Origin of the sequence: Daejeonella sp. (genome assembly GCF_030684675.1) — a bacterium.
Taxonomy (GTDB): domain Bacteria; phylum Bacteroidota; class Bacteroidia; order Sphingobacteriales; family Sphingobacteriaceae; genus Daejeonella.
This window is the reverse complement of the sequence record NZ_JAUXXZ010000040.1, coordinates 1-12,829: the sequence shown is the minus strand read 5'-3', so window position 1 is coordinate 12,829 and position 12,829 is coordinate 1. Positions and strand designations below refer to the sequence as shown.

At 39.7% G+C, this 12,829-nt stretch carries 9 protein-coding genes; 5 read left to right on the top strand and 4 right to left on the bottom strand.

Annotated features, from left to right (window positions below):
- The first annotated feature begins 9 nt into the window (after positions 1–9).
- A complete protein-coding gene (locus tag Q8M41_RS08110; protein WP_305364749.1) occupies positions 10–1,365 on the top strand; it encodes a folylpolyglutamate synthase/dihydrofolate synthase family protein in 1,356 nt (451 codons plus the stop codon).
- Between the two features lie 187 nt (positions 1,366–1,552).
- Positions 1,553–2,302 carry an energy transducer TonB gene (locus Q8M41_RS08105; protein WP_305364748.1) on the top strand — a complete coding sequence of 250 codons (750 nt, stop codon included), beginning with the start codon at positions 1,553–1,555 and terminating at the stop codon, positions 2,300–2,302.
- A gap of 159 nt (positions 2,303–2,461) precedes the next feature.
- Here Q8M41_RS08105 and Q8M41_RS08100 read toward each other — a convergent pair whose 3' ends face one another.
- Entirely contained in the window at positions 2,462–3,880 is a 1,419-nt protein-coding gene (locus Q8M41_RS08100; RefSeq protein ID WP_305364747.1) for an APC family permease, read from the bottom strand.
- 286 nt (positions 3,881–4,166) lie between these two features.
- On the opposite strand from Q8M41_RS08100, the gene Q8M41_RS08095 reads away from it, so the two are divergent.
- The 3 genes from Q8M41_RS08095 to Q8M41_RS08085 all read left to right on the top strand — a co-directional run bounded on the left by Q8M41_RS08095 (position 4,167) and on the right by Q8M41_RS08085 (position 8,775).
- On the top strand, positions 4,167–6,437 hold the full coding sequence (locus Q8M41_RS08095; RefSeq protein ID WP_305364746.1) for a sodium-translocating pyrophosphatase: 2,271 nt from the start codon (positions 4,167–4,169) through the stop codon (positions 6,435–6,437).
- 197 nt (positions 6,438–6,634) lie between these two features.
- A complete protein-coding gene (locus tag Q8M41_RS08090; protein ID WP_305364745.1) occupies positions 6,635–8,110 on the top strand; it encodes an amino acid permease in 1,476 nt (491 codons plus the stop codon).
- 95 nt (positions 8,111–8,205) lie between these two features.
- The gene (locus Q8M41_RS08085; RefSeq protein ID WP_305364744.1) at positions 8,206–8,775 is read left to right on the top strand and encodes a MarC family protein; all 570 of its coding nucleotides are present in this window, start codon (positions 8,206–8,208) and stop codon (positions 8,773–8,775) included.
- A 128-nt stretch (positions 8,776–8,903) separates the two neighbouring features.
- Here the strand turns inward: Q8M41_RS08085 and Q8M41_RS08080 are convergent, their stop codons facing one another.
- From Q8M41_RS08080 to guaA, 3 genes are read right to left on the bottom strand one after another with little or no spacing between them, the layout of a single operon-like run.
- Complete coding sequence (locus Q8M41_RS08080) at positions 8,904–10,076, bottom strand: RsmB/NOP family class I SAM-dependent RNA methyltransferase (protein ID WP_305364743.1); 1,173 nt, start codon at positions 10,074–10,076, stop codon at positions 8,904–8,906.
- A complete protein-coding gene (locus tag Q8M41_RS08075) occupies positions 10,073–11,314 on the bottom strand; it encodes an ABC transporter substrate-binding protein (protein WP_305364742.1) in 1,242 nt (413 codons plus the stop codon). The genes Q8M41_RS08080 and Q8M41_RS08075 overlap by 4 nt, the downstream gene beginning before the upstream one ends.
- Positions 11,271–12,800 carry a glutamine-hydrolyzing GMP synthase gene (guaA, locus tag Q8M41_RS08070; protein WP_305364783.1) on the bottom strand — a complete coding sequence of 510 codons (1,530 nt, stop codon included), beginning with the start codon at positions 12,798–12,800 and terminating at the stop codon, positions 11,271–11,273. Before guaA ends, Q8M41_RS08075 begins: the two co-directional genes overlap by 44 nt.
- Between the last annotated feature and the right edge of the window lie 29 nt (positions 12,801–12,829).

Sequence of the window (12,829 nt, the reverse complement as noted above, 5' to 3'; positions counted from 1 at the left end):
TCAATGAATATGCCTGAAAACACTACTGGTAATTTTAGGCCTCAAGGCGACTTTGATTCTTACTCAGATGTGATTTCCTATTTATATTCCCGTCTTCCTATGTTTTCGCGCCTGGGTGCTGATGCAATAAAGGCAGATCTGATCAATACCGAAAAATTTTGTACCCATCTTTCTGAACCTCAGAATAAATTTAAATCGGTACATATTGGCGGAACCAATGGAAAGGGCTCTTCATCACATATGTTAGCCGCAATCCTTCAAACAGCCGGTTATAAAACCGGTTTATACACCTCTCCGCATCTTAAAGACTTCCGGGAACGGATCCGCATCAATGGTAAAATGATCTCAGAACAGGAAGTTTTGGAATTTGTGAATGAAAATTATGAATTTATAGAAAATCTTGAGCCATCCTTTTTTGAAGTAACTGTTGCGATGGCATTCCACCATTTTGCTGTCAATGAGGTAGATATTGCAATTATTGAGGTAGGATTAGGCGGAAGGCTGGACTCAACCAATGTGATCCATCCTGAGCTTTCCCTGATCAGTAATATCGCTTTCGACCACATGAATATCCTGGGCAATACCCTGCCTCTTATCGCCGGAGAGAAAGCCGGGATCATAAAAAAGGGAGTACCTGTAATCATTAGTCAGAAACAGGATGAAGTAGCAGATGTTTTTATCAAAAAGGCAGCAGAGCAGCAATCGAAAATCATATTTGGAAGCGAAGAATGGTTAATAAAAAAGAGTAGTTCTCAACAAAATTTACCTGAATTTTTAAAAGTAGATATCAGTCAAAAAAACAATACAATTCCAGCCTGTTTCAGCTTTGAGTCAATCGAATTAGACCTGACAGGAACCTACCAGTTAAAAAACCTTGGAGGTGTTTTAAGCGCTGTAAAGCAGCTGAGGGAGTTTGACTATCAAATCTCCGATCAGAACATTTTTGAGGCTCTGAGGCAGGTAAAGGCCTTGACAGGACTAATGGGACGCTGGCAGATATTACAGGAAGCTCCTTTAATAATCTGTGATACCGGACACAATGAAGACGGGATCAGGGAAGTGCTGAAAAATATTGAACAGAGCTCTTTTGACAGGCTTCATATGGTTATTGGAATGCTGCGTGATAAGGACAGCTCCGGAATTTTGAAAATGCTTCCTGAAAATGCCACATATTACTTTTGTCAACCTGATTTACCCAGAGCAAAGCCGGCAATTGAGCTGAGTGAAGAGGCCAAAGCATATAATTTGCATGGGGAATATTATACTTCTGTATGTGATGCCCTGGACGCAGCAAAAAAATGTGCAGGAAAGAATGATCTGATCTTTGTTGGCGGCAGTACGTTTGTAGTCGCCGAGGTAGTTTAACCATTCGCATAAATCCCTAAGTATCCAGCTCCAATAATTAACGTCCTGATTATGGATTATTCAATATTTTATCATCAAATGAGATATAAACTCAAAGCTGATTATAAGTTTCACTCAAAATCTATACCGGGACCAGTGGCTGGATCTTGTATTCAAAAATCGCAATCAGGCCTATGGCGCATATGAATTGAGAAAAAACAATGCCAGGACTACGGTTAAAGCTTTCTTATGTGCTGTTGGACTCTTATCTATTCTGGTAATTACTCCCTGGCTCATTCATGTGTTATCCAAAACTAATCCGGTCGCAGGGAATAATGAACAGATAAAGATCATAGAAGTAAACCTTCTTTCCAGAATTAAGGAGTTAAAACCTGAAACAAAGCAAATTACAAAAACCCCATCCAAACCTGTAAAGCATAAAAGTATTCAATATGCAAAAATGAATGTAGTTCCTGAAAATCAGGCTGAATCTGATATTCCTACAAAAGAGCAGTTGAATGAGGCTGTGATCAGTACAACGAATAGTAATGGAGAAGAGAGCCTGAATTTAAACCCTATTGAAATTCAGGAAGAAACATCAAATACAACAGGAAGCTCAGCTCCAGCCAAGAATATGGAACTCCATACCCTGGATGGCATTGAAAACTATCCTGAATTTCCCGGTGGTCACTCAGCATTTATCAAATTTCTGAGCAGAAACTTAAAATACCCTGAAACTGCAGTTGAAAAGGGAATTGAGGGTAAGGTTCTGATAAGCTTCATTATTGAAAAAAACGGCAGGCTTTCAAACATTAAAATCCTGCGTGGAATTGGTTATGGATGTGATGAAGAAGCAATCAGAGTGCTTGAAAAATCTCCTGAATGGAAACCAGGAATTCAAAACAAGCAAAAAGTGAGGGTAGCTTATACACTACCCATTAATTTTAGCTTGCCATAATTTAATATTTTTTGCAATAAATTTTAATGTGCCAGATAGCCACCGTCGATCGGATAATCACTCTGCCGTATTGATCTTCGAAATAGCTGCAATTCCATGTTCTTCATTCAAGCATTTTGGTACCCGCTTTTGCATACAAAATTGCCAATACTTTTAAAATTATACCCCTTTCTTATCAAAAGCTTTCCACATGTAAAAAACAGGAACACCGGTTAATACAACAATCAGACCGGGCCATGTGAAATTAGGCTTATAGATGATTAGCAGGGTACAAAAGCAGATCCCCATCACAATGTAAACAGCAGGAAGGAAGGGATATCCAAACGCTTTATATGGCCTCTCCGCATCCGGACGTTTTACCCTCAAAATATAAATGCCAATAATAGTCAGAACATAAAATATGACAACCACAAAAGAGATCATATCCAGAAGGTCGCCATACCTGCCACTCAGACAAAGTGCTGATGCTACCAGGCATTGCAGCCATAAACCGAATTCAGGTACGGCATGCTTATTTAATGATGCTGTTTTCTTAAAAAACAGACCATCATTGGCCATGGTATGGTAAACTCTGGCTCCGGCAAGAATTAATCCGTTATTACATCCAAAAGTGGATACCATGATCATTAATGCAATAATTACAGTACCTATATTACCAAATATTACACTTGAGGCTGCAACAGCAACCCTGTCTTTATCTGCTGTTGCGATCTCCTGTAAGGGCAAAACCGCCATATAAACCAAATTCGCAAGAACGTAAATAATGGTAACAATCAGGGTACCCAAAAATAAGCTGAACCCGATATTCCGTTTGGGATTTTTTACCTCACCGGCAATAAAGGTGATATTATTCCAGGCATCACTGCTGAAAATAGAACCTACCATTGCTGCCGCCACAGCACCTAAGGCCGCCACCAGTGTATACGATTCAAAAGTTCCGTCAACATTCAATTTTTGCATACTCCAGGCATTCACCCAATTAGCCTCCCATATATCGGGTTTGAGCATGATGAAACCGAAAATGATCAAACCAAATAAACTCACAAGCTTTGTCAATGTAAAGGAAGTCTGAATAATTTTACCTCCTTTTACTCCCTTGGTATTTATATAGGTCAGCAAAATAATAATTACAATGGCCAGAACCTGCGCGGGTGACACTGTTATTGAACCAAGACTAAATAATACGATATCCTCACTAACTGCAGGCCAGAGATAGGCTGTGAATTTAGAAAATGCAACCCCTACGGCAGCGATAGTACCGGTTTGAATCACTGCAAAAAAACTCCAGCCATACAAAAAGCCAACCAGCGGATTATAAGCTTCTTTTAGATAAACATATTGTCCCCCCGCCTTAGGAAACATGGAACTTAACTCCCCGTAGCTTACAGCTGCAATCAATGTCATCAAACCTGTGATCAGCCATACGGCAATAAGCCATCCTGCAGAACCCACATTTCGTGTTATATCAGCAGTTACAATAAAAATACCTGATCCGATCATACTTCCTGCAACCAGTAAGGTTGCATCCAGCAGACCAAGCTCACGCTTCATTTCATTTTGCTCTAATGTTTCATTCATACTATTTATAAATTTGATTTCAGATTAAACTTACATTAAAAAAATACCTCATAACCAATTAATTTAACTCAAATCAAATTATTCTTAAAAAACATAAAAAAAAACCATAATAATTATAAATAAATAATGGACGTAACTGCCTCATAATCAATCGATATTCAAATAAGTGTTAATAAATCATACTGAATATCACAACATTATGAATTTCTGTATTTGATTAATAGAATAAGCCTGCTATTTTTGCCGTTCGTAAAAGAAAAAATATCAATAATAAATAGAGGTTTCTATGGAGTTTTTACAAAACAATTTAATTTATTTAATACCTGCAATGGGTGTTTTCGGTATTATAGTAATGGCCATTAAATCGGCCTGGGTTACTAAACAGGATGCCGGAGATGAAAACATGCAAAGACTTTCAGGTTATATTGCAGATGGTGCCATGGCCTTTCTGAAAGCTGAGTGGAAGGTTCTGGGATATTTTTCAGTTATAGCAGCAATATTGTTAGCCTATTCCGGGACCCTGGTCGAAACTTCAAGCTGGGTAATTTCAGTTTCTTTTGTTATCGGTGCGTTTACTTCTGCCCTGGCAGGTTATATAGGAATGAAAATCGCCACTAAGGCAAATGTTCGTACCACCCAGGCTGCACGTACAAGCTTAGCTAAAGCACTGCAGGTTTCTTTCACTGGTGGTAGTGTTATGGGAATCGGAGTTGCTGGTCTGGCTGTTTTAGGTCTTGGAAGCTTATTTATTGTTTTTTACAACATGTATGTTGTAAATATGGGTGGCAGTGTGAATGGAAAAGAGATGGAAAAAGCTCTCGAAGTTTTAGCTGGTTTTTCACTTGGTGCAGAGTCAATTGCATTATTTGCTCGTGTTGGTGGGGGTATTTATACTAAAGCAGCCGACGTTGGTGCTGATCTTGTGGGTAAAGTTGAAGCTGGTATTCCTGAAGATGATGTAAGGAATCCGGCTACAATCGCTGATAACGTTGGTGATAACGTTGGTGATGTGGCTGGTATGGGTGCCGATCTATTCGGATCATATGTTGCAACTATATTGGCTACCATGATCCTTGGCCGTGAAATTGTTTCTATCGATAAATTCGGGGGAATTGCTCCTATATTATTACCAATGCTTATTGCAGGTCTGGGTTTAATATTATCAATAGTTGCCACTACATTCGTTAGAATCAGTAAAGAAACAGACAGCGTTCAGAATGCTTTGAATATGGGTAACTGGTCTTCAATTGTCTTAACTGCTGTGGTTTCTTTCTTTGCAGTAAAATGGATGCTGCCTGAGGGAGAAATGTTTATGAGCAGAGATATGGTTGGTGGTGTATTAAAAGAGGGAGCTATTTCCTTTACCAGTATTGATGTATTTTATTCCATAATTGTTGGACTAGTTGTCGGAACTCTAATGAGTTTGATCACTGAATATTACACAGCAATGGGTAAACGCCCGGTGCTTAGCATAATTAAACAATCTTCAACAGGTCATGCTACTAATATAATTTCTGGTTTAGCTGTTGGAATGGAATCAACAGTTGCTCCAATACTTGTACTTGCTGCTGGTATCTACGGATCTTTCTATTTCGCTGGTTTTTATGGAGTTGCAATTGCTGCCGCAGGAATGATGGCAACTACAGCAATGCAATTATCTATTGACGCTTTCGGTCCGATAGCAGATAACGCAGGTGGTATAGCAGAAATGAGCGGATTACCTCCTGAAGTTAGAGATCGTACAGACAACCTTGATGCGGTTGGTAATACTACTGCTGCAACCGGAAAAGGTTTTGCTATCGCTTCAGCTGCTTTAACTTCACTGGCTTTATTTGCCGCATTCGTTGGGGTTGCAGGTATCGATCATATTGACATATATAAAGCAGACGTTCTTGCAGGTTTATTTGTTGGAGGAATGATTCCTTTTATATTCTCAGCACTTTGTATCTCAGCCGTTGGCAGAGCTGCAATGGATATGGTGAATGAAGTGCGCAGACAGTTCCGCGAAATTCCCGGAATCATGGAATACAAAGCTAAACCTGAGTACGAAAAATGTGTTGCTATTTCAACCAAAGCATCCATTCGTGAAATGATGTTACCGGGAGCTATCGCTCTGATCGTTCCAATCATCATTGGTTTTTCTTTTGGTCCTGAGGTTTTAGGCGGACTATTAGCAGGTGTTACCGTTTCTGGTGTACTTATGGGTATGTTCCAGTCCAATGCAGGTGGTGCATGGGATAATGCAAAGAAATCATTTGAAAAAGGTGTTGAGATCGATGGTGAGATGTACTACAAAAAATCGGAACCACATAAAGCCTCTGTAACCGGTGATACAGTGGGAGATCCTTTCAAGGACACTTCCGGTCCATCGATGAACATTCTGATTAAACTGATGTCCATTGTTTCCCTGATTATTGCTCCGCACATTTCAGCAGGCACTTCACATCAGGTTAAAGTTGAGGTCAGAAAAGAAATGAAGATCATCAATACTGTTGACCAATCTGGTAACACAGTAACTGATACTTTAATCAACAAAACTGATACGATCAGCAGATAATTAAAAGGATAAAAAAAGCAGAAGGGGTTTTATTAAATTTCTTCTGCTTTTTTGGTTTAATAAGATTTGTTAAACCCAACAAATATGAATGATTCTGAATACATTCAGCCATTCATATACAGGTTTCATAATTCCGATTAAATTAATTACGTTTGAAATCTTTAAAACCACAAACCATATAAACTAAACCAATTCATATGTTCCACAAAAAATCCATTGAACAGTTAATGTTCGAATCCAATGAAACGGGTGCAGGCACATTAAAACGTTCACTAAGTAGTGTTAATCTGGTTGCGCTTGGAATTGGTGCAATTATTGGCGCCGGCCTATTTTCATTAACTGGAATAGCCGCGGCAGAGAATGCAGGACCGGCAGTAACCATTTCATTTGCCCTTGCCGCGTTTGCCTGTGCATTTGCGGGTTTATGCTATGCGGAGTTTGCATCTATGATACCGGTTGCAGGTAGCGCCTATACCTATTCTTACGCAACAATGGGTGAATTTATGGCCTGGATCATTGGATGGGACCTTGTTCTGGAATATGCCTTAGGTGCTGCTACCGTTGCAGTAAGCTGGTCGAGGTACCTGCTTGAATTACTACATAAATACAATATCAATCTACCACATGAATTCATTGTATCCCCATGGGAAACTATGAAACTCGGTGATGGAACTGTTATCGAAGGCGGACTGATCAATCTTCCGGCAATTTTCATTGTATGTGTATTATCATTGGTTTTGATCAGAGGAACCCAGGAATCAGCAACCATGAATAACGTGCTTGTTATTCTTAAAGTTGCAGTAGTATTAATGTTCATTACTTTAGGCTGGAGTCACATCAATCCTGAAAATTATGTTCCTTATATTCCTGAGAACACAGGTAAATTTGAAAATTTCGGATGGACGGGTATTTCAACCGGGGCAGCCGTAGTATTTTTTGCCTTTATTGGATTCGACGCAGTTTCAACAGCGGCACAGGAGGCAAAAAATCCACAGAAAGGAATGCCGATCGGAATTCTGGGTTCATTGATTGTTTGTACTATTCTGTATGTATTATTTGCCCATGTAATGACAGGGCTGGTTAATTACAAAGACTTCGCAGGCGATGCAAAGCCAGCTGCAACAGCTTTTGCAATGACAGGATATACCTTTTTACAAGACGCATTAATTATTGCGATTCTGGCGGGTTATACCTCCGTGATATTAGTGATGCTGATGGGACAATCCAGGGTATTTTATACCATGGCTAAAGACGGCTTGCTGCCAAAGTTCTTTGCTGCGGTTCATCCAAGGTTCCGTACACCCTGGAAAACCAATTTATTCTTCCTTGTTTTTGTAAGTCTTTTCGCAGGTCTTGTTCCGGTTTCTGATCTGGGACATATGGTAAGTATAGGTACACTATTCGCTTTCACGCTGGTATGTATCGGGATCATGGTATTGCGTAAATCATTACCGGATGCAGTTCGACCGTTCAGAACTCCATTGGTGCCATTTGTGCCGGTAATGGGTATCCTTGTTTGTATTTATCTGATGTATTCTTTACCTACAGAAAGCTGGATCCGTTTATTTATTTGGATGGCGCTTGGTGTAATCATATACTTTATATATGGTAAAAAACACAGTAAGGTTCGTGAGTTAAGGGATGGAAAAATTGTTGAGAAGGACAAAGAATAAACAAATCAAATAAAAAGCAAAAAGGTTTCGGATTTCTCTGAAACCTTTTTGCTTTTTATCTAATTTTAAATAATCAGTACCGGCAAATTACAGTGATGGAAAATTTCAACTACAAGCAGATTCTCTCAGTAACTATGATCTTATTTGCGATCATAGATATTCTAGGATCTATTCCCGTTGTAATCTCACTGAGAAATAAGGTCGGACATATACAGTCTGAGAAAGCTTCAATTGTGGCACTTCTGATCATGATATTATTCCTTTTTATCGGGGATGAAATGCTGAAAATTATTGGGCTTGATGTCTCTTCATTTGCCATTGCAGGTTCTGTAGTCATTTTTATTATTGCGATGGAAATGATATTAGGGATCAACTTTTTCAGGGAAGATGTACCTGAAAGTGCTTCAATAGTTCCATTGGCATTTCCATTGATAGCAGGCTCAGGAACACTGACAACGCTCCTATCCTTAAAATCAGAATATGCAACACAAAATATAATCGTGGGTATTATTCTGAATATTTGCTTTGTTTACATCGTTCTGAAAAACACGATTTATCTCGAAAAACTTCTTGGGAAAACCGGACTGAATATCATGCGTAAAGCTTTCGGAATAATTCTTTTGGCTATTGCGATCAAGCTTTTCAGAAACAATACCGGTCTTTAATTTGGGGACTCCTGATTTGGCCTCACCCTATTTTCGTTTGTACTTCACGCAGAGTTTTTGCTATCCCTCTCCAATTGGAGAGGGATACTGGAACAGTACAAAAAGCAGTCCCGTACAAAGGGTGAGGCTTAGAACTTGATTAGTCGCGCAACAAACATAGTATCTGCTTTGTTCTCGTAACCTTTAATTAGCTCATAACCCTCGAGTTGCATCCCATGATCTTTTTGCAGCCAGCTAATTATTTCCTCATTCTCCTCCCTGAAAACTGAACAGGTAATATAAATAAGTGGCTTCCCCTGCTTCAGGTACTTGATCACATTAGCGGCGATAGTCATCTGAAGATTCTGAAATCCCCGGATCTTATACTCTTCAAACTGACTGATCATTTCTGGAGTTCTGCCCCAGGTTCCTGAGCCAGTGCATGGTGCATCCAGAATGATTCCATCAAATTCATAATGATGAATCTCAGGGTCTGCGTTCTTTGTCAGATCGATCAGTTTCTTTTGATAGGTTCTGAGCCCTGCAGCAATAAAACGCTCATCCAGATTTTCCAGGACACTCTCACGAATATCTGAAACCAAAAGTTTAATATCGGGTTGCTCTGAAAACAATAATAATGACTTGCCTCCTGAAGCTGCACAGGCATCCCACCAATGCTCATACCGATTAGGTTTGAAATAACCTGCTGTTTTTTGTGAAGATAAATCCTGTACTTCATAAGGCTTCACCGGAAAGCTATTATCAGGAAACAAGGTATTCAGATTCGTTCCATTTGGCAGAGCTACCGTGTGCTCAGCAATCATACTGAAGTCAATACTGCTCTCCTCAAGTGTTTTTAGCACCCAGGAAACTGCCTGAGGATGTATTCTGATAAACAGATCGGGTTGAACAAAAAATGAACGCAGAAAGGCTCCTTTATCAATTCCATCCGACAAATGTTCTGTAAATGGAAATACTTCATCCATTGTCAATCCTTCATTTAATGAAGTATTGCTTATTTTTTCATCGACTGTCCAATAAATTTTCTCATTCAAATCAGGACGAAAATGATGAAGAAAGGGGTCATCTACTGATGTGCAAAGAAACTCAGCAAGAAATAAGCGTTGTTCAACCGACTTGTCGGCTACCGCCCTCCCAAGTCTGAAATAATTATACAACAACCTCGAGGCTGAACGACGATCATTGGAGCCCATCTGTTTATTCCTTTTAAAGAATTCAGGAAGAAATTTGGCAAGAGGTTTATCAGCCGGAAACGTCTCATAAACCCGCATAAAAGTCCTCAATTGCTGCTCTGCTCTCATTTTACAGGCTGTAATTCAAAATTCTGATATCTTAAAAGCATTAAACCTGTATTCCTGTATCCATATTTAGGATCCTTCACGAAACGAAACTCATTATGAAGTCCGGTGTAAATCTCCTTAACCAGGTAATCTGCATACTGCTTGTCATACTTTTCGATCAATGATCCAAAATAGTAAGCAGTATCAAAGCCTTTAAAGGAATATTCTGATGGTTCCAGCCCAAATTCATCACGATATCTGGCAACAAAGTTTTTTACATTCTGAGCCTTATAATTCACAAAATAGGACGCACTTATACGGGCATTCAGAGCTTGCATCTTCTCGGGACTAAGATACCTGGCCTTAATCCAGTTCGGATGTCCAAAAAGCTCAATCCTATACTTCTGATTCTTTAATTTATATAGCTTGTCAATGGCAGGCAGTAAAAATGCCCTGTCGGATGAAGCAACTATAACCAGATTGTTTTTAGTGGTGCTCAGGTACCCTTCAATTCCAATCGCATTAGGGCGTTCTATTACACGAAATTTAGATCCTGATAATTCGAAAAGTGATCTCTTGATATAATTCGAAAACCGCGCGTCCTCAGTTCTTTGGGTATTGATCAAAAGGACTTGAACCAGTTCAGGTTTATACTGGCTGATGATAAATTCAGCAATTTTCCTTCCATGCTGATCGATCGAATTATTGATGCTTACGAGATTAGGATCATTAAATTCTGAAGGCATTGATGCTGCAAGGGGTGAAATCTGTAGGGTTTTACCTAAATCCGAAAATTCCGAAAATGTCTTGATACCATCCGGAAATATGGGACCAACAATCAGATCCTGGTTTTTAACTGACCCAGACATGGCAAGGTTAACTATTTGTGTCTCCTGATTCCGGGTATCAAATACCTGCAGATTGTAATTATGTCCCCCGGAACTAAGCGAATCCAGTCCGAGCTTAAAACCCTGGTAAAAATCTATTGCCAGATCAGCCCTACTCAGGTCACTTTTACGGGATGTTTTAAGATTCAAGGTATTCAGCTGAAATGGCAGAAGAAGTACAATTGAATGATCAATATTCTTTTTGACTGGTTCTTCAACCTTAGGCGTAACTATTTCGACCGGTACGGGTTTTTCAGCCGGTTTGGTAGGAATAACTTTTTTTGAGCATGCTGAAAGAAAAATCAGTATGCATATTACGATCAGATAATTATTCCCACTCAATCGTTGCAGGTGGTTTGGAACTAATATCATACACAACTCTGTTAATTCCTTTTACATTGTTAATTATTTCATTCGAAATTTTAGCCAGAAGATCGTAAGGCAAATGACTCCAATCGGCAGTCATACCATCCACAGAGCTTACTGCCCTCAAACAGATTACATGTTCGTAGGTACGCTCATCGCCCATCACACCGACTGATTGTACTGGTAAAAATATTGCGCCAGCCTGCCATACCTTATCATACCAGCCCGAAGATTTTAAATTACTGATATAAATTGCATCAGCTTCCTGAAGAATTTCCACTTTCTCAGGCGTAATATCATCCAGAATACGAATTGCAAGACCCGGTCCAGGGAAAGGATGCCTGCCCAAAAGAGCTGCGTCCATTCCTAAAGTTTTACCAACTCTTCTCACTTCATCTTTAAATAAGGTATTTAATGGCTCAACTACCTTAAGTTTCATAAAGTCGGGTAAACCGCCTACATTATGATGGGATTTAATGGTAGCAGAAGGGCCCTTTACAGAAACCGATTCAATCACATCCGGATAAATCGTACCCTGTCCGAGCCATTTTACATCCTGCACTTCATGCGCAGCATCATCAAATACCTCAATGAAAACCCTACCGATGGTCTTTCTTTTAGCTTCGGGGTCTTTGATGCCGGCAAGCTGGCTAAGGAATCGATCCCCGGCTCTCACACCACGTACATTCAGACCCATATGCTGATATGAATCGAGTACCTGATCAAATTCATCCTTACGTAACAAACCATTATCAACAAATATGCAATGAAGGTTTTTTCCAATCGCCTGATGAAGCAAAACTGCAGCAACAGATGAATCTACCCCACCGGATAAGCCTAAGATCACTTTATCATCCCCTATTTTTTCTTTCAATGAAGCAATAGTGGTTTCTATGAATGCATCCGGAGTCCAGTCCTGGCTACAACCGCAAATATCCACCAGGAAATTTTCAAGAAGCTGCTTCCCATCAGTGCTGTGAGTTACTTCAGGGTGGAATTGAATCCCGTAAACATTGGTATTTTTGATATGATAAGCAGCTACCTTAACTGAATCAGTACTCGCGATAATTTCAAAATTATCAGGAATCGAGGCAATGGTATCGGCATGAGACATCCAGGTTTGAGAACCTTTAGAAATATTTTTAAACAGTGGATGTGTATGGTCGATATAATCGAGACAAGCTCTTCCATATTCACGTGTTGATGAGGCCTTTACCTCACCTCCGGAAGTATAGGCTATGTATTGTGCACCATAACAAACGCCAAGGACAGGAAATTTAGCTTGCAAATCCTGATAATTGATCTGTGGTGCATCAGCCTGCCGTACAGAATATGGACTCCCTGAAAGAATAAGGCCCTTAACTGCAGTGTCAAATTCCGGAAGATGATTGAATGGGTGTATCTCGCAGTATACGTTTAGCTCTCTGACTCTCCGGGCAATAAGCTGTGTGTATTGCGACCCGAAGTCAAGAATGATGATTTTTTCTTGCATGGGCAAAGATAACTTTTTTGTACAGAGGC